This is a genomic window from Paracandidimonas lactea, assembly GCF_021653995.1.
Lineage (GTDB): Bacteria > Pseudomonadota > Gammaproteobacteria > Burkholderiales > Burkholderiaceae_B > Allopusillimonas > Allopusillimonas lactea.
In genome coordinates, this window is the sequence record NZ_JAJJOZ010000001.1 from 320840 (window position 1) to 342863 (window position 22024).

Consider the following 22024-nt stretch of genomic DNA (forward strand, 5'->3'; position numbering starts at 1 on the left):
CTGCCGCACGAGAGGGAGGGCATGGCAGATCAGCGGGGCGCGGGAGATAAATAGGGGCAGGACGGCGGCTGCTCGGTGGCGCGGGGGCAAATGCGTGGCAAGATATCCGATACGGGTGCCTGGTAGCGTTCATACCAGTATAAATGCTCGTATTGTTCCCTGCAGCCACGCTGGCATAATAGTTTGCATCGGCGCGGGATCCGGGCGGTTTACCGGGTTTCGCGGTTATTTTTCCAGCCTTAGCGGGATGCAAACATGCCACAAACCTTGTATGACAAACTCTGGGATGCACACGTCGTGCACCAGGAAGCCGACGGCACCTGTCTGCTGTATATCGACCGCCATCTGGTTCACGAAGTCACCAGCCCCCAGGCGTTCGAAGGGCTCGCCATTCACGGCCGCAAGCCCTGGCGCATCAGCGCCAACCTCGCCGTGGCGGATCACAACGTGCCCACGACTGCACGCGAACAAGGCATTGCCGATCCCATCTCGCGCCTGCAGGTCGATACTCTGGATGAAAACTGCGAAAAATACGGCATCACCGAGTTTCGCATGAACGACCGTCGCCAGGGTATCGTGCACATCATCGGGCCGGAGCAGGGCGCCACGCTGCCCGGCATGACAGTCGTCTGCGGCGATTCGCATACCAGCACCCACGGCGCGCTGGGCGCGCTGGCCTTCGGCATTGGTACGTCCGAAGTCGAGCACGTCCTGGCTACACAGACGCTGCTGATGAAGAAAAACAAGAACATGTTGATCCGCGTCGAGGGCGCGCTGCCCACCGGCTGCACCGCCAAGGACGTCGTGCTGCACATCATCGGCAAGATCGGCACGGCGGGCGGCACTGGCCACGCCATCGAGTTCGCGGGCAGCACCATTCGCGATCTGTCCGTCGAGGGCCGCATGACGGTCTGCAACATGGCGATCGAAGCCGGCGCCCGCTCGGGCATGGTTGCGGTCGACCAGAAAACCATTGACTATTTCCGCGGTCGTCCCTATGCGCCCACCGGTGCGACGTGGGATCAGGCGGTGGAATACTGGCGCACCCTGCATTCAGACGATGGCGCGCAATTCGACACGGTGATCGAGATCGATGCGGGTGATATCCGGCCGCAGGTATCCTGGGGCACATCGCCCGAAATGGTACTGCCCGTGGATGCCAACGTGCCCGATCCGGCCAAAGAAGCCGACAGCGTCCGACGCAGCGGCATGGAGCGCGCCTTGCAGTACATGGGCCTCGATGCCAACATGCCCATCACCGACATCAAGATCGACAAGGTCTTCATCGGCTCCTGTACCAATGCGCGCATCGAAGACCTGCGCGCAGCGGCCGAGGTGGCGCGCGGCAAGCACGTGGCACCGTCGGTCAAGCTGGCCATGGTGGTGCCGGGTTCCGGTCTGGTCAAGCAGCAGGCCGAGCAAGAAGGCCTCGACAAGATCTTCATCGACGCCGGCTTCGAGTGGCGTGAACCGGGCTGTTCCATGTGCCTGGCCATGAATGCCGACCGCCTCGAGCCCGGCGAACGCTGCGCCTCCACGTCCAATCGCAATTTCGAAGGGCGTCAGGGGCAGGGCGGCCGCACGCACCTGGTGAGCCCGGCCATGGCCGCCGCCGCGGCCATCAAAGGCCATTTCGTCGACGTACGCACTTTCAGCTAGGACGCATCATGCAAGCATTCACCACTCACAAGGGCCTGGTCGCGCCGCTCGACCGCGAGAACGTCGACACGGACCTGATCATCCCCAAGCAGTTCCTCAAGTCCATCAAGCGCACAGGCTTCGGCCCCAACCTGTTCGACGAACTGCGCTATCTGGACCACGGCGAGCCGGGCATGGACAACAGCAAACGCCCGCTCAACCCGGATTTCGTGCTGAATCAATCGCGCTACCAGGGTGCCAGTGTGCTGCTGGCGCGCAAGAATTTCGGCTGCGGTTCGAGTCGCGAACATGCGCCCTGGGCGCTGACGCAATACGGCTTTCGCGCAATCCTGGCACCTTCGTATGCCGATATTTTCTTCAACAACAGCTTCAAGAACGGCTTGCTGCCCATCGTGCTTCCCGAGCAGGAAGTGGCCCGGCTGTTCGAGGCGGTCCAGGCCAATCCAGGCTACCAACTGACCATAGACCTGGCGCGCCAGGTCGTGGTCGAGCCCGACGGCCGCGAACTCGCGTTCGACATCGAGCCCTTCCGCAAGCATTGCCTGCTCAACGGCCTGGATGACATCGGCCTTACGCTGCAGAAAGCGGACAAGATCCGTGCCTTCGAGGCCGAGCGGCTGGCGAAGTTCCCTTGGCTTGAGGCACACCCGACGACAGGAAACACATAATGACCTACAACATCGCAGTGCTGCCCGGCGACGGTATCGGCACCGAGATCACCGAACAGGCCCAGCGCGTGCTGGGCGCGCTGGGCCTGGATCTGACCATGACGGTGGCGCCGGTCGGTGGCGCCGCGTATGATCAGCACGGCCACCCGCTGCCGCCGTCCACCCTCAAGCTGGCAAAGGCCTCTGACGCGGTGCTCTTCGGCGCAGTGGGCGACTGGAAGTATGACAAGCTCGAGCGTGCGCTGCGCCCCGAGCAGGCGATCCTGGGGCTGCGCAAAGAGATGGGCTTGTTCGCCAACCTGCGTCCGGCCATTCTCTACCCGCAACTTGCCAACGCATCGTCGCTCAAGCCCGAGGTTGTGTCGGGGCTCGACATCCTGATCGTGCGCGAGCTCACCGGCGACATCTACTTCGGCCAGCCGCGCGGGGTGCGCACCCTGGAAGACGGCCCCTTCAAGGGCGAACGCCAGGGCTACGACACCATGCATTACGCCGAAAGCGAAGTGCGGCGCATCGCCCACGTGGCTTTCCAGGCAGCCAGCAAGCGCAAGAGGCGCCTGTGCAGCGTCGATAAGGCGAATGTGCTGGAAACCTCCCAGTTCTGGCGCGACATCATGATCTCTGTCGCCCTTGAGTATCCGGATGTTGAGCTGTCGCATATGTATATCGACAACGCCGCGATGCAGTTGGTGCGCGCGCCCAAGGAATTCGATGTTGTCGTGACGGGCAATCTGTTCGGCGATATCCTGTCCGACGAAGCCGCCATGCTGACGGGCTCGATCGGCATGCTGCCCTCTGCTTCGCTCAACGCCTCCAACCAGGGCTTGTACGAGCCCAGTCATGGGTCTGCGCCCGACATCGCTGGCAAGAACGTCGCCAATCCGTTGGCCACGATACTGTCCGCCGCCATGCTGCTGCGCTACTCGCTCAACCAGGCTGCACAGGCAGACCGCATCGAGGCCGCTGTACAGGCGGTGCTGGCGCAGGGGCTGCGCACCGCCGATATCTACGAAACGGGAACGACCCGCGTCTCAACCGTCGAGATGGGCGACGCAGTGCTCAAGGCGCTACAAGCCTGACCGCCAGGGGGCGGCCCGGGTTGGGCCGTCCGCGGACGCACATCGTCGCGTTGGGCCCGGTGGGCGGGCTGTCGTTCGCGCCTGCCCGCCGCGGCTTTGCTGGCGGCCGCAATGCTGCAATCTCGCTGCAATATTGGGGAAATATTGGGTTGATACCGCAGTTTTCGTGCATCGCGACAAGTCCTTCCAGTAGAATAGAACGATCTCTGAACTGTTTTTACGAGTGATTTTCTGATGAGCCAAGCAGTAGGTCTGGTCGGCTGGCGCGGTATGGTGGGCTCCGTGCTCATGCAGCGCATGCGCGACGAAGGCGATTTTTCCCTCTTCGAGCCGGTTTTCTTTTCCACGAGCAACGCGGGCGGCGCGGCCCCCGCCTGGGCCACCGGTGCGGCCCCGCTGCAAAACGCCTACGACATCGAGGCGCTGCGCAAGCTGCCCATCATCGTTACCGCCCAAGGTGGCGACTACACCACCCAGGTCTATCCCAAGTTGCGCGCTGCGGGCTGGGACGGCATCTGGATCGATGCCGCCAGCACCCTGCGCATGGCAGACGACGCCATCATTGTGCTCGACCCGGTCAACCGCCCGGTCATTGATGCAGCCCTCAAGCGTGGCGTCAAGAACTTCATCGGCGGCAACTGCACGGTCAGTTGCATGCTGATGGGCCTGGCTGGCCTGTTCAACCAAGATCTGGTCCAATGGATGACCAGCATGACGTACCAGGCCGCTTCCGGCGGCGGCGCGCAGCATATGCGCGAGCTGCTCACGCAGTTCGGCCTGCTCAATAATGCGGTCAAGCCTCTGCTCGACGACCCGGCATCGGCCATCCTCGAGATCGACCGCGGCGTACTCAAGGTGCAGCAAGACGGCTCCCTGCCGCAAGAAAACTTCGGCGTGCCGCTGGGCGGCAACCTCATTCCCTGGATCGACAAAGACTTGGGCAATGGCGTTTCGCGCGAAGAATGGAAGGCCGAGGCCGAAACCAACAAAATCCTTGGTCGCGGCGCCGCTTTTGGCACCGAGCCCACTCCCATCGACGGCCTGTGTGTGCGTATTGGCGCCATGCGCTGCCACAGTCAGGCGCTCACCATCAAGCTCAAGCGCGACGTGCCGCTGGATGAAATCAACGACATCATTCGCGAAGGTTCCAAGTGGGCCAAGGTCGTGCCCAACGAGCGCGATGCCACCATGCGCGATCTCACGCCCGTGGCCGTCACCGGCACGCTGGATATCCCCGTTGGCCGTCTGCGCAAGATGTCCATGGGTGAAGGCTACCTCAGCGCGTTTACCGTGGGCGACCAACTGTTGTGGGGCGCCGCCGAACCTCTGCGCCGCATGTTGCGCATTTCATTGGGCGAACTCTAAGCACTATGACGAGCAACCGGTCAGTGTCATCCATCGTAGACGTGCCTTACCTGAAACCCTGGATACTGGCGCTGACCGCGGCGCTCGCCTGCGCCTCGGCGCAGGCGGCCACACTGGGGCATTCGCGCCTCGTTTCGGCGCTTGGCCAGCCGCTGAGCGTCGATGTCCAGGTTTCCGGGCTCACGGCTGACGAACGCAACTCGCTGTCTGTCGCACCAGCCCGCCTGTCCGAGTGGGCTGCGGCGGGCCTGACGCCACCGGTCGATCTGGCAACGTTATCCATACGGGTGGTCGACGGCTATGCGCCCGGCACAAAAATTATCCAGTTGCGTTCCACGCAGCGCTTCAACCAACCGGTTGCCGATCTGCTGCTCGATGTGCGTTCTGCTGCAGGGCAACAGCGCTACCAAGTAAGCCTGCTCACACAGGCAAGCGCGTCCGCCGGAGCGCCCGCAGCCGCATCGGCAAGCGGCGGGGCGGTGGTGGGCCGGGCGGCCGGTGTACAGGCTGAACGCCAGCGTATTCGCGTGCGCAATGGCGACACGATGTTCGCCATTGCACAGCGCAACGCTGTAAAGGGTGTAACCGTCTACCAAATGATGATGGCGCTGCAGAAGGCCAACCCGCAGGCATTCATCGAAGGCAACGTCAATCTCGTCAAGGCCGGCGCTACCCTTTCCATGCCCGACAGTGCAGCGCTTACTGCGCTGTCCGATCGTGAGGCGCGGCGTCTCTTCATGCAGCATGCGCAGGCTTTCGCTGCCTATCGACAGCGGCTCGCGGGGCATGCGGGAAAGGTTGGCGATCTCGGTGCGCCCAGTGCCGGCCAAGTACAGCCAGGCGGCCAGGCGGCGCAGCCCGCCAACGCGCCCGAAGGCCCGCGTGACCGCCTACGGTTGTCCGAAGGCGCGCGCGGCAATGGCGGCGTGGCAGGCAATGCGCTGGCCGACGATGCCGCGGCCGACAAGGCCAACATCAACGAATCCGCCGGCCGGGTATCCCAGCTCGAAGAAAACGTCAAACACTTGAACGAAGCGCTGCAGGCTCGTGGCGGTGCGGCCAGCGATCTGGTGCGCGAGGGCGCACGCAGCCTGGCTGGCTCCCTGTCCGGCACGACAGCGCAGGGCGGGGCAGGTACGGCTGCGGCAGAGCAGGGTAGCACACCCAGTGGTGTTGCCCCGGCGGGCGCAACGGCGTCCGGCATCCAAGGCGGTGCTGGCGCGCAGCCGCGTATCGGCGCAAGCGGCGCGACCGCTGCCAGCCCGAGCGATGGTGCTGCCAGCGGCGCCACAGCGGCGGGTGCATCCGCATCACGCGCGGGCAACTCTGATACAGGCGCGGCGTCGGCGGGTGGCAACGGGGGGCAGGCCGTGGCTGGCAATACCGCTGCCACAGCAGCCTCCTCGGGTGCACAGACACAAGCGGGTGGCAGCGCCGGCACCGACGCTGGTGCCAGTCAGGCCAGTGGCGCAACGGCCGGCGATGGCCAGGCCGCCGCGCAATCCGGCGCGAGCAGCCAAAGCGGCTCGGGTGTGGCATCCCAGGGCCAGGCCGATGATCCAGGCAAATCCGCCAACGAAGCGGCGGCATCCAATTCCAAGGGCGGCCCGCAAGGGGCGCCTGAAACCAGTTCTAACAAGGCAGGGCAGGCTGTGTCGTGGTTCCAGGAACATACACTGGGGGTGATTACCGGTGTATTGGCGCTGATTGTATTGATTATTGCGTGGCTGCTGCGCCGTGTGGGCGCAGCAAAAAGCGATGGGCGCGATGGCGTCATCACCGAAGCCATGGTGCAGGAAAAGCTCGACCAGATCAGTCTCGACCTGGACGAGCCCTCGCAAGGCGAGTCGCGCGCGCCGCGCGGGTAGGCCACGATGCCACGTATTGCCCTGGGCGTGGCCTATGACGGCCGGTCTTGGCGCGGTTGGCAGACACAGCCCGGTGGGCACACTGTACAAGACCAACTCGAGGCAGCGCTGTCGCAGTTTCTGGCCCGGCAAACCGCCACCATCTGCGCGGGCCGCACCGATGCGGGCGTGCATGCCCTGTGCCAAGTAGTGCACGTGGATACCGACGCGCAACGCCGGCCCGAATCCTGGGTGCGCGGTCTGAATACATTGCTGCCGCCAAGTATTTCGGTGCAGTGGGCACAGCCGGTGGCGGACACTTTCCATGCCCGTTTTTCGGCGCAGGCGCGCACCTACATCTATGTGCTGCGCAATGCGCGGGTCCGTTCGCCCATGACCTATGGGCTGGCAGGGTGGGTGCATCAACCGCTAGACCTGTTCTCCATGCGGCAGGCGGCCGCCCGCCTCATCGGCGAGCACGATTTCACCAGTTTTCGTTCCTCGGAGTGCCAGGCGGCAAGCCCGGTGCGGCATTTGCGCCGCCTTGATATCGAGCAGGAAGGCGAGCATTTCTACTTTATCTTCACGGCCAACGCATTTCTGCATCATATGGTGCGCAACCTGATGGGTGTGCTGGTCTATGTGGGCATGGGGCGTCAGCCCGTGGCGTGGGCCGATGACGTGCTTGTGGCACGTGATCGCTGCAAGGCTGCGCCCACATTCTGGCCCGATGGCCTGTATCTGGCGCAGGTCGATTACCCTGAAGCCTTCGGGTTGCCAGAGCTTGATGCCGGCCGGGCCCTCGAATCCCTTACGGGCATCTCCAGGCTGGCGGGCGCTACGGGCAGATACTGACAGCGTCGCGGCCTCGAATCAGCTAGAATTCCAGAGTTTTGGATTTGATACATTTTGTTCGTCGCTCCGCTTCGAACAGTATGCATTCCCTCGTCGATGCAGCCGGCGCGCCGGCCATCTTTGCGAACAGGCCCCATGAAATTCCTACTCTCTGCATCCAGGGTGCTCGACTATATCAACACAAAAGTCGGCCAAGCCGTGATCTGGCTGACGCTTGTGGTTGTCGTGGTCAGCGCTGGAAACGCGATAATTCGCAAAGTGTTCAGCGTCAGTTCCAACGCATGGCTGGAACTGCAATGGTATCTGTTCGGGGCGCTGTTCCTGCTGGCCGCTGGCTATACCTATCTACGCAATGAACACGTCCGGGTAGATGTCCTTGCACAGCGTTTGAGTCGACGCACACAGATCAAGATAGAGATCTTCGGGATCATTTTTTTCCTGTTGCCCGCCTGCTGCCTCATATTCTGGCTGTCGCTGCCGTTTTTCTACGAGTCTTTTGTGCTGCATGAGCTATCGTCAAACACCGGCGGCCTTATCCGCTGGCCGGTCAAGCTGCTGATCCCTGTCGGCTTCTTCCTGCTGATACTTTCCGCGCTCTCGCACTTGATCAAATGCATTGGCTATCTGCGCGGCCTGTGCCCAGACCCGATGCTGCGCGGCGATGGCAAAAGTGCCGAAGAAGAGCTGGCCGAAGAAATCCGTCAGCAGGCCGCAGCCATTCGGCAAGACGTTGATACGCCTGCCGTGCCCATCCAGCAGGGGCACCAACCATCACACGATCAATCCCAAGGCGAGGGTCGCTAATCATGGAGTTTTTTGTCGACAACCTCGCGCCGATCATGTTCTTCAACCTGGTCGTCTTTCTGCTGCTGGGTTTTCCTGTTGCGTTTACGCTGGCTGCGGTCGGTATCCTGTATGGCCTGGTTGCCATCGAACTCGGGCTCATGCAGCCGGCGCTTTTCCAGGCCTTGCCGCAGCGGGTGTTCGGTATCGTCTCTAATGATACGCTGCTGGCGGTGCCATTCTTTACCCTCATGGGCCTGATACTCGAACGATCAGGCATGGCCGAAGACTTGCTTGAAACAGTGGGCCAGCTCTTTGGCCCCGTGCGCGGCGGCCTGGCCATCGCAGTTGTACTGGTCGGTGCCATGCTGGCTGCCACCACCGGCGTGGTGTCCGCGTCGGTCATTTCCATGGGCTTGATTTCGCTGCCCATCATGTTGCGCTATGGCTATGATCGCCGGTTGGCGTCCGGGGTCATCGCTGCCTCGGGTACGCTGTCGCAGATCATTCCGCCGTCGCTGGTGCTCATTATCCTGGCCGATCAGCTCGGCCGCTCCATCGGCGACATGTACCGCGGCGCCATGGTGCCGGGCCTGCTGCTGGTGCTGGCCTATATCTCGTATATCGTGATCATGTGCGTGCTCAAGCCATCGAGCGCGCCAGCGCTGCCGCCCGAGGCCCGCATCTACGACCGCCCCGATGGCACGCGCGGCCTCAAGTCGTTGGCGGTACTTACCCTCATCGCCGCCGCTGCCTCGTACTTCGCCACCCAGCATTATTTCCGTGAGCACACCGACGTGCCGGTCGATGAGCGCGTGGTGATCAGCATGGTGGCGTGGGGCATTACTGCGCTTGCCATTGCCTTGGGCAACCGCCTGCTTAGGCTCAAGCTGCTGTCCCCCATCGCCGAGCGGGTCGTCTTTGTCATGATTCCACCGCTGGCATTGATCTTCCTGGTGCTGGGCACTATTTTCATCGGGGTGGCAACGCCTACCGAAGGCGGCGCCATGGGTGCCGTCGGGGCGCTGATCATGGCGATGTCGCGTGGCCGGTTTTCCTGGAAGCTGCTGCGCCAGGCCATGGACACCACCACCAAGCTGTCATGTTTCGTGGTGTTCATCCTGGTAGGCTCCACCGTATTCAGCCTGAGCTTCCGCGGCATCAACGGCGACCTGTGGGTCGAGCACTTGCTGATCGGCCTGCCGGGCGGCGAATGGGGCTTCCTCATCGTTGTCAGCGTGCTTACGTTCGTGCTTGCTTTCTTCCTCGATTTTTTCGAGCTTGCCTTCATTATCATCCCGCTGCTGGGGCCGGTCGCCGAAAAGATGGGCATAGACCTGATCTGGTTTGGCGTGCTGTTGGCGGTGAATATGCAAACCTCATTCATGCATCCGCCTTTCGGTTTTGCGCTGTTCTACCTGCGCTCGGTCGCACCGCGCGACGACTACCACGACCGCGTCACCAACAAGATGATCCCACGCGTCACCACGGGGCAGATCTACTGGGGCTCGGTGCCCTTCATCGTGATCCAGCTTATTATGGTGGCAGTGGTCATGATCTTCCCGTCGCTTGTCACCCATTACAAGGGTGAGCATACCCAGATCGATCCGGCTACCGTTGATTTCGGCACGGGCGCGGGTTATGGCGGAGGGACATACGGCGCCGACCCGGGCGCGGCGTTCCAGTAGCGGCCGGCTGCGCGTTTTTTTTTGATAGTTTCAAAAATGGCTGAGCGTGTGCGTACTCGTGTGAAAATCTGTGGCATTACCCGCCAGGAAGACCTCCATGCGGCGGTCGATGCCGGTGCGGACGCCATAGGCTTGGTGTTCTACCCGGGCAGCAAGCGGGCAGTCACCCTGGCCCAAGCTCGTGCGTTGCGCGAGGCAGCTCCTGCGTTCGTTGATGTGGTTGCACTATTCGTGAACGCCACGCCCGCCGATGTGCGTGCTGTGATTGATGACGTCGCGCCCGATCTGTTGCAATTCCATGGCGATGAAACACCCGCATACTGCGACAGCTTTGGCCGCCGCTACATGCGCGCATTCAGGGTGGGGGCGCCAGGGCTTGAAACAGCGCCTCGGGTGCTGGCCGCCTGCCAGCAATTCAATCATGCGGCCGCATGGTTGTTCGACAGCTATAGTGCCAGTTACGGCGGCAGCGGCCTGGCGCTCGATGTTGCATTGCTCGACGCGGTCCGGGCGGCCGCCGACAGCCGCCCGCTGGTATTGGCCGGTGGGCTCAAGGCTGAAACCGTGCGCCAGTCCATCACAGCTGTAAGGCCTTATGCGGTCGATGTCAGCAGTGGGGTCGAAGTCAGCCCTGGCATCAAGTCTCCCGAAATGATCGCCGCTTTCATGCGCGCCGTGTCAGGCCAGTCGGCCTGACCCAACCACTGTGCAGCTCGGCCTGGGCGAGCCTGTGCTTACATCCGTTTCATAAGGTCAGCGGCGGTCGCGCATCGCACCGCTGCGCATTGTTCCCACATCGCATTCCCGTGTGACTTGCAGCATGGGTGTACGGCGCCTATTCTTTTTGGCAGAGCTATTTTCTTCCGAGGAGGGCGATCATGTCCGCCAGCAGCATTCCGCTCAGTCGCGAAGCCTGTGCGCAGCGCAACGATGAAGACCCACTCGCTTCGTTGCGTTGTGAGTTTGCGTTGCCCGAAGGCATCATCTACCTCGACGGCAATTCGCTGGGCGCTCGTCCTGCGCGGTCGCTCGAGCGTGCCCATACAGTAATAAGCCATGAATGGGGCAGCGACCTGATCCGCAGTTGGAACAACGCGGGCTGGTTTGAGCTACCGCTGCGCCTGGGCGACATGCTCGCGCCCTTGATCGGCGCAGGGCAGGGCGAGGTTGCCATCACCGACACGACATCGGTCAACCTCTTCAAGGCGCTGGCGGCGGCACTGGATATTCAGCATCAATGCGCAGCCACGAGCAGCCGCCGGGTCATTGTCAGTGAACGCGACAACTTTCCGACAGACCTTTACATTGCGCAGGGCTTGTCTCACTGGCTGGACCGCGGCTACACACTGCGCTTGGTGGATGACCCGGATGCGCTGTCGCAGGCTATAACCGACGACGTAGCCGTTGTCATGCTGACACACGTCAACTACCGCAGCGGTCGTTTGCTGGACATGCAGCGCTTGACTGCCCATGCGCATGCGCAAGGTGCACTGGCCATCTGGGACTTGGCGCATTCAGCGGGTGCAGTGCCTGTCGATCTGCGGGGCGCGGACGCTGATTTTGCCGTTGGCTGCACCTATAAATACCTGAACGGCGGCCCCGGCGCGCCAGCTTATATCTGGGTGGCACCACAGCATCTGGCGCAGTTCTCGCATCCCTTGACGGGTTGGTGGGGCCACGCCAACCCTTTTGCCATGCAGCCAGGATTCGAGCGCCACCCCGGCATACAAGCAGGCTTGTGCGGCACGCAGCCTATTGTGTCGCTGGCCCTGGTCGAATGCGGCCTTGAGACCTTCAGTCGCGTCGATATGGCGGCTGTGCGCGCAAAATCCCTGGCGCAGTCCGACCTGTTTATTGCACTGCTGGACGCCTGCTGCGCCGGCCACGGCTTGCGGCTCGTTACGCCGCGCGAACATGCGGCGCGCGGCAGCCACGTGAGCGTCACCCATCCTCATGGTTACGGCATCATGCAGGCGCTGATTGAACGGGGCGTCATCGGCGATTACCGTGAGCCGGGCCTGATGCGCTTCGCGTTCACGCCGTTGTATTTGCGCTATACGGATGTTTGGGATGCTGTCGATATACTGGCTCGCATCCTGCAGGACGGCGCCTATGATGCCAAAGCCAGCCGCGCAGCGGTTACGTGATGGCCGGCGGCCGCAGATTGAAAAGGCCGCTGTGCAAGCACAGCGGCCTTTGGAAGCCTGGTAGGCAGTACTGGATTCGAACCAGCGACCTCTACGATGTCAACGTAGCGCTCTAACCAACTGAGCTAACCGCCTAACGAAAGAACGCTATTATAAGTAGATTGTTTTTGACCTGTCAAATCGCGCCGGGCCGGCGGTGTGACAATCTCATGTACAAATTATATCCATGGAACCTCGCGTCCAGCGTCCTTGCGCCTTTGCGCGAGGTGTTCAGCAGTTATGCGCAGGCTTATGCACATGCTGTGTGGATAAGCCTGCTGGTATATCTCTTGGGCTTTTTTGCAACAGCCACGCCGTGAATCAGCGCGTTGGAGGGCGAGGCAGCGCTACGGGGGCTGAAAATCGGTCGAGTGGTGTTACACTGGAGCAACGTTTATTGCTTACCCGATACGGTCTATATATGTGCACAAACACTACGCGAACTACGACACGGCATTGCTGATTGCCGCCGCGTACTGTTTTGTCTGCCTCTTTAGCAAAATCAATACACCGATAACGCGGCTCAGGCCGCGTTTTTGTATTTCAGGATTTCCCTCATGGTTCAGATCACACTGCCCGACGGCTCCCAGCGAGCGTATCCCGGTCCCGTTACCGTCAGCGAGGTCGCTCACTCGATCGGCACCGGGCTGGGGCGCGCCGCGTTGGCGGGGCGCGTAGCGGTCGGTGGTGCCGAGCCGCAATTGGTAGATACCGGCTTTGTGATCGACGCTGACGCAACACTGGCCATTATTACCGCCAAGGACCCTGATGGGCTGGATCTGATCCGCCACTCCACCGCGCACCTGCTTGCCTATGCGGTGAAGTCGCTGTTTCCCGATGCTCAAGTCACGATTGGGCCTGTCATCGAGAACGGCTTTTACTACGACTTCTCCTACAAGCGGCCGTTTACGCCCGAAGACTTGACGGCGATTGAAAACAAGATGGCCGAGCTGGCACGCAAGGATGAAGTCGTCACGCGCGAAGAATGGCTGCGCGACGATGCGGTGCGGTTTTTCAACGACATCGGCGAGCACTACAAGGCCGAGATCATCGCCTCGATCCCGTCCAACGAAACGATCAGCCTGTACCGCGAGGGCGATTTCATCGACCTGTGCCGCGGCCCGCACGTGCCGTCCACCGGCAAGCTCAAGGTCTTCAAACTCATGAAGGTCGCTGGCGCCTACTGGCGTGGCGACAGCAACAACGAAATGCTGCAGCGTATCTACGGCACGGCCTGGGCAACGAAGGAAGACCAGGCGGCCTATCTGCACATGCTCGAAGAGGCCGAAAAGCGCGACCACCGCAAGCTGGGGCGCGAGCTGGATCTCTTCCATTTCCAGGACGAGGCGCCGGGTCTGATCTTCTGGCACCCCAAGGGCTGGACGCTCTGGCAGCAGGTTGAGCAGTACATGCGCCGCGTTTATCAAGAAAACGGCTACCAGGAAGTCAAGGCGCCGCAGATCCTCGACTTGTCGCTGTGGAAGAAAACCGGTCACTGGGACAACTACGCCGAGAACATGTTCACGACGGAGTCCGAGAACCGCGTCTATGGCCTCAAACCCATGAACTGCCCGGGCCATGTGCAGATCTTCAACAGCAGCCTGCATTCGTATCGCGAACTGCCCGTGCGCTATGGCGAATTCGGGCAATGCCATCGCAACGAGCCGTCCGGTTCGCTGCACGGCATGATGCGTGTGCGCGGCTTTACCCAGGACGACGGCCACATCTTCTGTACCGAAGACCAACTGCAGGAAGAGTGCGCAGCGTTCACCGCATTGTTGCAGAAGGTGTACGCGGATTTCGGCTTCAAGGAAATCCTGTACAAGGTGGCCACCCGGCCCGACAAGCGCATCGGCGACGACGCGGTCTGGGACAAAGCCGAGAAGGCGCTGATGGACAGCCTGGATCATACCGGCTGCCAGTACGAAATCTCCCCCGGCGAAGGGGCCTTCTACGGGCCCAAGATCGAATACACGCTCAAGGACGCTATCGGGCGGCATTGGCAGTGCGGCACGATCCAGGTCGACTTTTCCATGCCGGCGCGTCTGGGCGCCGAGTATGTCGACGCATCCGACCAGCGCCGCACCCCAGTGATGCTGCACCGTGCCATCCTGGGCTCGCTTGAACGCTTTATCGGCATGCTGATCGAAAACCACGCCGGTGCCATGCCCGCGTGGCTCTCGCCCCGGCATGCGGTGGTATGCTGCATTTCCGAGGCATCCGCCCAATATGCTGACGACGTTGCCCTAAGCCTGAAAAAACAAGGGTTTAGAGTTGATTCCGATTTGCGCGGTGAAAAAATCAACCGTAAAATCCGTGAGCACAGCATGCAAAAGCTGCCCTACATACTGGTTGTCGGCGAAAAAGAGCGCGAAACCGGCATGGTGGCGGTGCGCGGGCGCGGCGGGCTTGATCTGGGCACTATGCCATTGGCCCAGTTCGAAGCGCGTCTGCGCACTGAAATCGACAACAGGCTTGACAGCGGGGAAGCTGCTTCGGCCTGACTTTTATTAATTACCAGGAGTCCTAGACATCGCAACCGATAAAACCCATCGCATCAATGGTGAAATCCGTATCCCCGAGGTTCGCCTCATCGGCACGGAGGGTGAACAACTCGGCGTTCTGAAGACCGCCGATGCCCTGCGTCTGGCGGAAGAAAACGACGTGGATCTGGTCGAGATCGCGCCCACAGCGTCTCCACCGGTCTGCCGCCTGATGGACTACGGCAAGTTCAAATACCAAGAGCAAAAGCGCCAGCAAGAAGCGCGGGCCAAGCAGAAAGTCATTCAGGTCAAAGAAGTCAAGTTCCGTCCCGGCACCGATGAGGGCGACTATCAGGTCAAGCTGCGCAACCTGAAACGTTTCATCGAAGAGGGCGACAAGGCCAAGGTCACGCTGCGCTTCCGCGGCCGCGAAATGGCCCACCAGGAACTCGGTATGCGCGTACTCGAACGCGTACGTGACGACCTGAATGAATTGGTGCAGGTGGAAGCCATGCCCAAACTCGAAGGCCGACAGATGGTGATGGTGCTGGCCCCGCGCAAGAAAGCGCCGGGCGGCAAGGGCGACGCCTCCTGATCCGTTTTTGACTATCATCGCCGCGCAAGCCCCGGGTTTGCGCGGCGGCGCACGCAGGTATCCTATGCACGTCTTGTTCATCATCGACCCTTTGCCCACACTCAAGGCATACAAGGATTCCTCGGTGGCCATGATGCGCGCGCTGACGGCGCGTGGCCATCAGCTCAGTGTGACACTACAGGGCGACCTGTTCATCGACCAGGGCACCGTAAAGTGTGCCGCCACTGAAATCTCCCTGGTCGACGGTGCAGACCTGCATGGCCATGCCTGGTGGCGTCAGCGCAACAAGGCGGCCGAGCGTTCGGTGGCGGACTTCGACGCGGTGATCATGCGCAAGGATCCACCCTTCGACATGGAGTACGTGTACTCCACCCATCTGCTCGAATACGCTCAGCAGCAGGGCGCCCGTGTGTTCAACAGCGGCGCCGCCATCCGCAATCACCCGGAAAAGCTCGCTATCACAGAGTTTCCCGAGTTCACCGTCCCTACGCTTGTCACGCGCGATATGCCACGCCTTCGGGCCTTTCACGCGGCACACGGCGATGTGGTTGTCAAGCCGCTCGACGGCATGGGCGGCACAGGGGTATTCAGGCTGCGCGAGCAGGAACACAACTTGGGCGCCATTCTCGAAACGCTTACCGAAAACGGGTCGCGCACGATCATGGCGCAGCGGTACATCCCCGAGATCGTCAATGGCGACAAGCGCATTCTGTTGATCGCGGGCAAGCCGGTGCCCTACGCGCTGGCGCGCATTCCGCTGGCCGGCGAAACCCGCGGCAATCTTGCCGCCGGAGGCAGGGGTGTGGCCCAGCCGCTCAGCGAGCGCGACCAAGCCATTGCGGCCACCATAGGCAAGCGTGTGGCGGAGCGTGGCCTGTTACTGGTGGGGCTGGACGTCATCGGCGACTACCTCACCGAGGTCAATGTCACCAGTCCCACGTGTTTCGTGGAAATTACCGAGCAGACCGGCTTTGACGTGGGCGACTGTTTCGCGGCTGCCCTCGAGCAGGCCGCAGGCATGTAATGGCACGCATTGTCCTGGTCATGCACGAGCCGCTGGGGTCTGCATTCGCCGACTGCGCCAGCCATGTGTTGGGGCATGAACCCGGGCTCGTGGTATTCGACGTACCCGCAACGGCCGACCCCGAAGCCGAAGTCACGCGCCTCGCGCGCCTGCTGCAGGCAGGCAAGGATGCCGTGCTGGTGCTGTGCGACATCTACGGCGCAACGCCTTTCAATATCGCCAAGCGCGCCGTACGGTTGGCGAATGCCCACGGCACCGACGCGCATCTGATTACCGGCACCAATCTGTGCATGGTGCTCAAGGCTCTCACCGATCAGCAGGAAAATCCGGATAAACTTAGCGAGAACGTTCGCCAGGGCGCATTGCGCGGCATCGTCGACGCCGACGAATCGTCGTGATCCGACGCCAGTTTTCGCCAACCCGAGCCCAGACATAAAAAGAGCATCTATGCCTTCCGTCGATATTGTCATCAGCAACAAGCTTGGCCTGCACGCGCGGGCGGCAGCCAAACTCACACAGCTCGCGGGCAAATACCGCAGCGAAATTTTCATCGCGCGTGGCGCCCAGCGCGTGAATGCAAAAAGCATCATGGGCGTAATGATGCTGGCCGCCGGCATGGGTGTAACCGTCAAGGTCGACGCCACGGGCGACGATGCGGACGGCGCGCTGTCGGCGATCCGCGCGCTGTTCGACGGTAAATTCGGCGAAGCAGAATAACGTTCTTTCAGGCCAACCCGCCATGACGCACCCGGCAATGAAACCGTCGCCCGAAGGCCTGAGCGCCATGCTGTGCGCGCATGGCCAGGGTGTGGTCAAAGGCTATGCAATCGGCCGCGCGGCAGTGATGAGTGCGGCCGCCCTTGAGGTCGCGCATTACCGCATTGCCCCCGAAGACGTGCAGGCCGAATGCGAGCGCCTGGACAATGCCATGCGCACCGCGCGCCAAGAGCTCGACGCCATGGTGGCGGCCTTGCCCGACGACGCGCCGCGCGAACTGGGCCCGCTGCTTAATGTGCATAGCATGCTGCTGGCCGATCCCATGCTGCTCGAGCAGGCCTGTGCGCTGGTCGTCGAGCGTCACTACAATGCCGAATGGGCGTTGACCAGCCAGGGCCAGTTGCTGGCAGAGCAGTTCGCGCTGATGGAAGACGAATACCTGCGAGAGCGCGGGGCCGACATCCGTCAGGTAATAGAGCGCGTGCTGAGGGTCATGTCCGGATCGCCGCCGCTGCTTCCCAGCCTGGCGGCCGGCCAAGGCGATGATCCGCTCATCGTCGTCGCCCGTGATATTTCCCCGGCCGATATGCTGCGTCTGCGCGGCGCGCGCTTTGCCGCCTTTCTGACTGACTTGGGTGGCCCCACCTCCCACACTGCGATTGTCGCGCGCAGCATGAATGTGCCAGCCATCGTTGGCCTTGGGCATTTTCGAAGCCTCGCGCGCGATGGCGACATGCTGATTGCCGATGGGTTTACCGGTACGGTGCTGGTCAATCCGTCTGCCCTCGTGCTGGCAGAATACCGCCAACGGCAGGAAGAATACGCGCGTGAACGTGCTGAGCTGGCGCAATTGCGCAATGCGCCGGCGGTTACGCTGGATGGCATTGAGATCAAGCTTGAGGCCAATATAGAGCTGCCCGAAGAAGCCCAGGCGGCGCTGGACGCCGGCGCCGACGGCATAGGCTTGTTTCGCAGCGAGTTCCTGTTCATGGGCCGTGCTGAACTGCCCAGCGAAGAAGAGCAGTATCAAGCCTATGCATCGGTGGTCAAAACCATGCAGGGCCGGCCGGTGACGATACGCACACTGGATCTCGGGGCGGACAAGAATCTGGATGGCGACGTAACCGTGTCCACCAATCCGGCGCTGGGCCTGCGCGCCATACGCTATTGCCTGGCCAAGCCCGAGATGTTCGCGACGCAGCTGCGGGCCCTGCTGCGTGCTTCGGTGTACGGCCACGTACGCATCCTCATCCCTATGATCTCGCACATGCGCGAAGTGCACGCGACGCGGCAGGCCATTGAGGCCGCCTGTCGTGAGCTGGACGCGCGTGGTACGCCTTATGCGCGCAATTACTCTTTGGGCGCTATGGTAGAAATTCCCGCCATTGCCATTGCCATCGAGCCCTTTGTGGAGGCGCTGGATTTTCTTTCCATCGGCACCAACGACCTGATTCAGTACACCCTTGCGGTGGATCGTGGTGACGCCGATGTGGCAGACTTGTACGATCCCATGCATCCGGCCGTGTTGCGGTTGATCGCCCATACCATCAACGCTGGCGAACGGGCCGGCAAACCTGTTGCGGTATGCGGCGAAATCGCGGGCGATGCGCGGGTTACGCGCATGCTGCTGGGCTTGGGGCTAACCGAGTTTTCCATGCATCCGCAGCAGCTCCTGGATGTAAAAAAAGAAGTGCGCCAGGCGCACTCCAATGCATTGCGGGTCCAAGTGGCTACCGCCCTGAACCGGGCGGAGCGTATCGATCTGGCGTCGTTGTCGAACTGACGCAGCGCCGGGGCCAGGTGGGCGTCGGGCAAAACCGGCGCAGGGCGTTGTTTATCGCGAGTAGGCCGTTTCCCCGTGGGTGGTGATATCCAGCCCTTCGCGCTCCTGTTCGGCGCTTACCCGCATGCCGCCGCACAGCTTGTCGGCAGCAAAACAAGCGATCAGTGCCGAAATGGCCGACCAGACCATGGTGATCAGCACGCCTTCAAGTTGCAGCCACACCTGGAAGGGAATGGCGCCCAGCGTATCCAGGCCGGGGCCGCCCAGCGGCTTGGCGTTGAATACACCGGTCAGTAGTGCACCGATGATTCCGCCCAGGCCGTGGATACCGAACACATCCAGTGCATCGTCGGCATTTAGCATGCGCTTCAATCCGTTCACCCCCCAGACGCACGCAGCGCCGGTGATGAGGCCGATCAGCAGTGCGCCCGCTGGTCCGACCAGGCCTGCGGCGGGCGTGACGCCGACCAGCCCAGCTACGGCACCCGAGATCGCACCCAGCAGCGACGGCTTGCCCTTGACTTTCCATTCGACGATCAACCATGCCAATATCCCGCCCGCAGTGGCGATCATTGTGTTGAAGAATGCAAGCGCGGCGACCTCATTTGCCGACAGCGCGGAGCCGGCATTGAAGCCGAACCAGCCTACCCACAGCAGCGATGCACCGATCATGGCCATGGGCAAGTTGTGCGGAGGCATGGCTTCTCGGCCGTGGCCGATGCGCTTTCCGACAAAGTAGGCGCAGGTCAGGGCGGCGACCCCTGAGTTGATATGCACCACGGTGCCGCCTGCGAAATCGAGCGCGCCGCGGGTAAGCAGGAAACCCTTGGGGCCCCATACCATGTGGGCGATCGGGATATAGGCCAGTGTGATCCATACCAGGGTGAAGACCAGGACGGCGCTGTAGCGCACGCGTTCGGCAAAGCCGCCCAGGATGAGTGCACACGTGATGCCCGCGAATGTCGCCTGGAAGGTGGCGAAGATAAATTCGGGTATTGTCCCGGACAACTGGTGCTTGCCCGTACCCAGATCCATCATGCCGCTGAAGAACAGGCGTGACAGCCCGCCCAGCACGGCACCGCTTTCAGTGAAGGCAAGGCTGTAGCCGTACACGAACCAGACGACCAGGGCGAGGGCAAAGACGCTGGTGACCTGCACCAGGATGGAGAGGACGTTCTTGGCGCGAACGAGACCGCCGTAGAACAGTGCGAGGCCGGGCATAACCATGAAAAGTACGAGCACGGTCGAGATGCCGACCCATGCCAGGTCTGCTTTATCCATATTATTGGCTCCAGAATGTTTAGGTAGGGCGGGGTTACAGTGCGCTCTCGCCCTGTTCGCCGGTGCGGATGCGGATCACTTGCTCGATCGGCGTGACAAAAACTTTCCCATCGCCGATCTTGCCGGTATGCGCTGCCGCGCACAGGCATTCGATGGCCTGCTCGACCATAGGCTCCGCAACTGCAAGCTCCAGCCGCAGCTTGGGCAGAAAGTCCACGGTGTATTCGGCGCCCCGGTATAGTTCGGTGTGGCCCTTTTGGCGCCCGAAACCCTTGACTTCGGTCACGGTCATGCCTTGTATACCGATTTCAGACAGCGCTTCGCGGACCTCGTCGAGTTTGAATGGTTTGATGATGGCGGTGATCAGCTTCATGACGGTTCCTGGTGATGGTGTTCACTGCTCAGTACGCAAGCTTCGTGCCAAAAATGGAAAAATCGGGAGCTGCCGGCGGGCTTTCTGGCGCCGCGTTCCGCTCCCGGGGTCTGATTCGCGCATTCGCGTACAGACGCGGGCCGCCATATCGGTGCATGAGATAGCGGAGTCATCGCCAGCCTGTTCCAAAATGGTGCACACGGCTTACTGTATGCACTGGGATAGAGCGGGGCAGGTGTGGCGTACAGGCATCTCTCTGTAACAAGGGTCTGCCGGCCAGTCAGGCTTTGTATCCGTGTGTACGCTGGCCCTCTTCAAGAAAATGGCGGTACATCCTTGCCGGATCAGGCTTGAGGCCGATTTTTGGATGTGAAAACTTTCTAGATTGAAATCAGGATTTACACTAGTGTTTAGGTCGTCGAAGACGGTATCGATAGAATGAAATCAGCCAGTTGTAACAAGCTCGCTGCTGAACCGTTCGTCGCACCGGCCTCAGCCATCACTAATCCGCGACATTGGATAAATGAGGGATAAAGATGATGCAGACACGTACTCAATTAGCCATTATTGCCTTGGCCGCTTCCCTGACGGCGCTGGCGGGTTGCTCCAAGAAGGAAGAATCCAGCGCGCCGGCATCGGATCCGGCAACGAGCTCCACTACACCTGCGCCTGGCAGCAGCGCGCCCGCTACTGGCACACCTACGCCAGCACCCGCTCCGGCGCCCGCGCCTGATGCATCGGGCACAAAGTGAGGTTCTTATGAAGAAATCGCGTACTCATCTGGCCGTTCTGGCCATGGCCGCCACGCTGAGCCTGCTTGCCGCATGCGGAAAGGAAGAGTCTGATACCGCCGCGACAGGCACGGCGCCTACCACCGAGCCGGCATCGGCGCCCACGCCTGGATCGACGGGGGCTGAAAGTGGCACGTCGCAGCCATCCGGCATGGACGCGCTGAAGGATGACGCCAAGCGCGCCGGCGAGGCAATCTCGAAAACCGCTGGTGATGTGAAGGACGCCACGGTAGACGCCGCCAAGAGCGCGGGTGAGGCGATCCGCGAAGGTGCGGACAAGGCGGATCAGAAGATCCAGGAAAAGCTGGGCGACGGTAAACCCACCACGCAAGAGCCGCCACCGCCCAATCAGGGGTGACGGCACGGGCCAGCGTTGGGTTCATTCGCCAGGCGCCGCCTGCGCCCAACCAGAGGTGACAGTGATCGTGATCCGCTGGCCCATAAAGACGATGCCGATATCCAAGACCGGCATCGTCTTTTCTTTTACACTAGTGGATAAACCCGTATTCGCGCCGCGCTGGCGGCTGCACGCAGCAAGGAGGCCCCTATGATCAACCGCAATGCCTGGATCGAAGATTTCCAGAAGAACGTCTCCGACCTCATCGCCAAAAGCCCCGCTGCAGACATCGAACGCAACGTAAAGGCCATGATGGCGCAAACATTCTCGCGCATGGATTTGATCACGCGCGACGAGTTCGATGTTCAGGCCCAGTTGCTCGAACGTGCCTTGGCGCGCATCACCGCGCTCGAATCCCGGGTACAAGCGCTCGAGGGCCGGCCCGATACGCCACTGCAGCAAGGCACGCCGCATACTTGAGCCATCGTCCGTGCCCCGGCAATGCAAGGT

General features: G+C 61.6%; 21 protein-coding genes and 1 tRNA gene. 19 read left to right on the top strand and 3 right to left on the bottom strand.

Annotation, left to right across the window (positions count from 1 at the left end; genetic code table 11):
• The first annotated feature begins 255 nt into the window (after positions 1–255).
• The 10 genes from leuC to kynU all read left to right on the top strand — a co-directional run bounded on the left by leuC (position 256) and on the right by kynU (position 12091).
• Positions 256–1659 (top strand): 3-isopropylmalate dehydratase large subunit, encoded by a 1404-nt coding sequence (gene leuC, locus LOL23_RS01515; RefSeq protein ID WP_160976280.1) that lies wholly within the window; start codon positions 256–258, stop codon positions 1657–1659.
• A gap of 8 nt (positions 1660–1667) precedes the next feature.
• Positions 1668–2327 carry a 3-isopropylmalate dehydratase small subunit gene (gene leuD / locus LOL23_RS01520; protein ID WP_160976282.1) on the top strand — a complete coding sequence of 220 codons (660 nt, stop codon included), beginning with the start codon at positions 1668–1670 and terminating at the stop codon, positions 2325–2327.
• A complete protein-coding gene (gene leuB, locus LOL23_RS01525; protein ID WP_160976284.1) occupies positions 2327–3406 on the top strand; it encodes a 3-isopropylmalate dehydrogenase in 1080 nt (359 codons plus the stop codon). Before leuD ends, leuB begins: the two co-directional genes overlap by 1 nt.
• Before the next feature lie 234 nt (positions 3407–3640).
• The gene (asd, locus tag LOL23_RS01530; RefSeq protein ID WP_160976286.1) at positions 3641–4771 is read left to right on the top strand and encodes an aspartate-semialdehyde dehydrogenase; all 1131 of its coding nucleotides are present in this window, start codon (positions 3641–3643) and stop codon (positions 4769–4771) included.
• Positions 4772–4794: 23 nt separating this feature from the next.
• Positions 4795–6639 (top strand): type IV pilus assembly protein FimV, encoded by a 1845-nt coding sequence (locus LOL23_RS01535; RefSeq protein WP_160976288.1) that lies wholly within the window; start codon positions 4795–4797, stop codon positions 6637–6639.
• Between the two features lie 6 nt (positions 6640–6645).
• Complete coding sequence (truA, locus tag LOL23_RS01540; protein ID WP_160976290.1) at positions 6646–7473, top strand: tRNA pseudouridine(38-40) synthase TruA; 828 nt, start codon at positions 6646–6648, stop codon at positions 7471–7473.
• A 135-nt stretch (positions 7474–7608) separates the two neighbouring features.
• On the top strand, positions 7609–8277 hold the full coding sequence (locus tag LOL23_RS01545; protein ID WP_237173074.1) for a TRAP transporter small permease subunit: 669 nt from the start codon (positions 7609–7611) through the stop codon (positions 8275–8277).
• Between the two features lie 2 nt (positions 8278–8279).
• Positions 8280–9944 carry a TRAP transporter large permease gene (locus LOL23_RS01550; protein WP_160976294.1) on the top strand — a complete coding sequence of 555 codons (1665 nt, stop codon included), beginning with the start codon at positions 8280–8282 and terminating at the stop codon, positions 9942–9944.
• A 48-nt stretch (positions 9945–9992) separates the two neighbouring features.
• On the top strand, positions 9993–10640 hold the full coding sequence (locus LOL23_RS01555) for a phosphoribosylanthranilate isomerase (RefSeq protein WP_160976296.1): 648 nt from the start codon (positions 9993–9995) through the stop codon (positions 10638–10640).
• Positions 10641–10822: 182 nt separating this feature from the next.
• A complete protein-coding gene (kynU, locus tag LOL23_RS01560) occupies positions 10823–12091 on the top strand; it encodes a kynureninase (RefSeq protein WP_160976298.1) in 1269 nt (422 codons plus the stop codon).
• A 58-nt stretch (positions 12092–12149) separates the two neighbouring features.
• Here the strand turns inward: kynU and LOL23_RS01565 are convergent.
• A tRNA-Val gene (locus LOL23_RS01565) sits at positions 12150–12226 on the bottom strand.
• Between the two features lie 461 nt (positions 12227–12687).
• On the opposite strand from LOL23_RS01565, the gene thrS reads away from it, so the two are divergent.
• The 6 genes from thrS to ptsP all read left to right on the top strand — a co-directional run bounded on the left by thrS (position 12688) and on the right by ptsP (position 18732).
• On the top strand, positions 12688–14634 hold the full coding sequence (thrS, locus tag LOL23_RS01570; RefSeq protein WP_160976300.1) for a threonine--tRNA ligase: 1947 nt from the start codon (positions 12688–12690) through the stop codon (positions 14632–14634).
• 28 nt (positions 14635–14662) lie between these two features.
• Positions 14663–15208 carry a translation initiation factor IF-3 gene (gene infC, locus LOL23_RS01575; protein ID WP_160976930.1) on the top strand — a complete coding sequence of 182 codons (546 nt, stop codon included), beginning with the start codon at positions 14663–14665 and terminating at the stop codon, positions 15206–15208.
• Between the two features lie 64 nt (positions 15209–15272).
• On the top strand, positions 15273–16232 hold the full coding sequence (gene gshB, locus LOL23_RS01580; protein WP_160976302.1) for a glutathione synthase: 960 nt from the start codon (positions 15273–15275) through the stop codon (positions 16230–16232).
• Positions 16232–16630: a PTS sugar transporter subunit IIA gene (locus LOL23_RS01585; RefSeq protein WP_160976304.1), complete on the top strand. Its 399-nt coding sequence runs from the start codon at positions 16232–16234 to the stop codon at positions 16628–16630. The genes gshB and LOL23_RS01585 overlap by 1 nt, the downstream gene beginning before the upstream one ends.
• A 49-nt stretch (positions 16631–16679) precedes the next feature.
• Positions 16680–16949 carry an HPr family phosphocarrier protein gene (locus LOL23_RS01590; protein WP_160976306.1) on the top strand — a complete coding sequence of 90 codons (270 nt, stop codon included), beginning with the start codon at positions 16680–16682 and terminating at the stop codon, positions 16947–16949.
• A 91-nt stretch (positions 16950–17040) separates the two neighbouring features.
• Complete coding sequence (ptsP, locus tag LOL23_RS01595; RefSeq protein WP_237173180.1) at positions 17041–18732, top strand: phosphoenolpyruvate--protein phosphotransferase; 1692 nt, start codon at positions 17041–17043, stop codon at positions 18730–18732.
• A gap of 51 nt (positions 18733–18783) precedes the next feature.
• Here the strand turns inward: ptsP and LOL23_RS01600 are convergent, their stop codons facing one another.
• Both LOL23_RS01600 and LOL23_RS01605 read right to left on the bottom strand, forming a co-directional pair.
• Complete coding sequence (locus LOL23_RS01600; protein WP_237173075.1) at positions 18784–20013, bottom strand: ammonium transporter; 1230 nt, start codon at positions 20011–20013, stop codon at positions 18784–18786.
• 34 nt (positions 20014–20047) lie between these two features.
• On the bottom strand, positions 20048–20386 hold the full coding sequence (locus tag LOL23_RS01605) for a P-II family nitrogen regulator (RefSeq protein WP_160976312.1): 339 nt from the start codon (positions 20384–20386) through the stop codon (positions 20048–20050).
• A gap of 539 nt (positions 20387–20925) precedes the next feature.
• On the opposite strand from LOL23_RS01605, the gene LOL23_RS01610 reads away from it, so the two are divergent.
• The 3 genes from LOL23_RS01610 (at position 20926) to LOL23_RS01620 (ending at position 21994) form a co-directional block, all read left to right on the top strand.
• Complete coding sequence (locus LOL23_RS01610) at positions 20926–21138, top strand: endopeptidase (RefSeq protein ID WP_160976932.1); 213 nt, start codon at positions 20926–20928, stop codon at positions 21136–21138.
• Positions 21139–21145: 7 nt separating this feature from the next.
• Positions 21146–21535, top strand: coding sequence for a hypothetical protein (locus LOL23_RS01615; protein WP_160976314.1), 390 nt, complete (start codon positions 21146–21148; stop codon positions 21533–21535).
• 189 nt (positions 21536–21724) lie between these two features.
• On the top strand, positions 21725–21994 hold the full coding sequence (locus LOL23_RS01620; protein WP_160976316.1) for an accessory factor UbiK family protein: 270 nt from the start codon (positions 21725–21727) through the stop codon (positions 21992–21994).
• Positions 21995–22024 lie beyond the last annotated feature (30 nt).

What these genes read in the sequence shown, in the direction of transcription:
- leuC (WP_160976280.1), top strand. Translation starts at nt 256, where the DNA reads ATGCCACAAACCTTGTATGACAAACTCTGGGATGCACACGTCGTGCAC.
- leuD (WP_160976282.1), top strand. Translation starts at nt 1,668, where the DNA reads ATGCAAGCATTCACCACTCACAAGGGCCTGGTCGCGCCGCTCGACCGC.
- leuB (WP_160976284.1), top strand. Translation starts at nt 2,327, where the DNA reads ATGACCTACAACATCGCAGTGCTGCCCGGCGACGGTATCGGCACCGAG.
- asd (WP_160976286.1), top strand. Translation starts at nt 3,641, where the DNA reads ATGAGCCAAGCAGTAGGTCTGGTCGGCTGGCGCGGTATGGTGGGCTCC.
- truA (WP_160976290.1), top strand. Translation starts at nt 6,646, where the DNA reads ATGCCACGTATTGCCCTGGGCGTGGCCTATGACGGCCGGTCTTGGCGC.
- LOL23_RS01545 (WP_237173074.1), top strand. Translation starts at nt 7,609, where the DNA reads ATGAAATTCCTACTCTCTGCATCCAGGGTGCTCGACTATATCAACACA.
- LOL23_RS01550 (WP_160976294.1), top strand. Translation starts at nt 8,280, where the DNA reads ATGGAGTTTTTTGTCGACAACCTCGCGCCGATCATGTTCTTCAACCTG.
- kynU (WP_160976298.1), top strand. Translation starts at nt 10,823, where the DNA reads ATGTCCGCCAGCAGCATTCCGCTCAGTCGCGAAGCCTGTGCGCAGCGC.
- thrS (WP_160976300.1), top strand. Translation starts at nt 12,688, where the DNA reads ATGGTTCAGATCACACTGCCCGACGGCTCCCAGCGAGCGTATCCCGGT.
- gshB (WP_160976302.1), top strand. Translation starts at nt 15,273, where the DNA reads ATGCACGTCTTGTTCATCATCGACCCTTTGCCCACACTCAAGGCATAC.
- LOL23_RS01585 (WP_160976304.1), top strand. Translation starts at nt 16,232, where the DNA reads ATGGCACGCATTGTCCTGGTCATGCACGAGCCGCTGGGGTCTGCATTC.
- LOL23_RS01590 (WP_160976306.1), top strand. Translation starts at nt 16,680, where the DNA reads ATGCCTTCCGTCGATATTGTCATCAGCAACAAGCTTGGCCTGCACGCG.
- LOL23_RS01600 (WP_237173075.1), bottom strand. Translation starts at nt 20,013, where the DNA reads ATGGATAAAGCAGACCTGGCATGGGTCGGCATCTCGACCGTGCTCGTA.
- LOL23_RS01605 (WP_160976312.1), bottom strand. Translation starts at nt 20,386, where the DNA reads ATGAAGCTGATCACCGCCATCATCAAACCATTCAAACTCGACGAGGTC.
- LOL23_RS01610 (WP_160976932.1), top strand. Translation starts at nt 20,926, where the DNA reads ATGCAGACACGTACTCAATTAGCCATTATTGCCTTGGCCGCTTCCCTG.
- LOL23_RS01615 (WP_160976314.1), top strand. Translation starts at nt 21,146, where the DNA reads ATGAAGAAATCGCGTACTCATCTGGCCGTTCTGGCCATGGCCGCCACG.
- LOL23_RS01620 (WP_160976316.1), top strand. Translation starts at nt 21,725, where the DNA reads ATGATCAACCGCAATGCCTGGATCGAAGATTTCCAGAAGAACGTCTCC.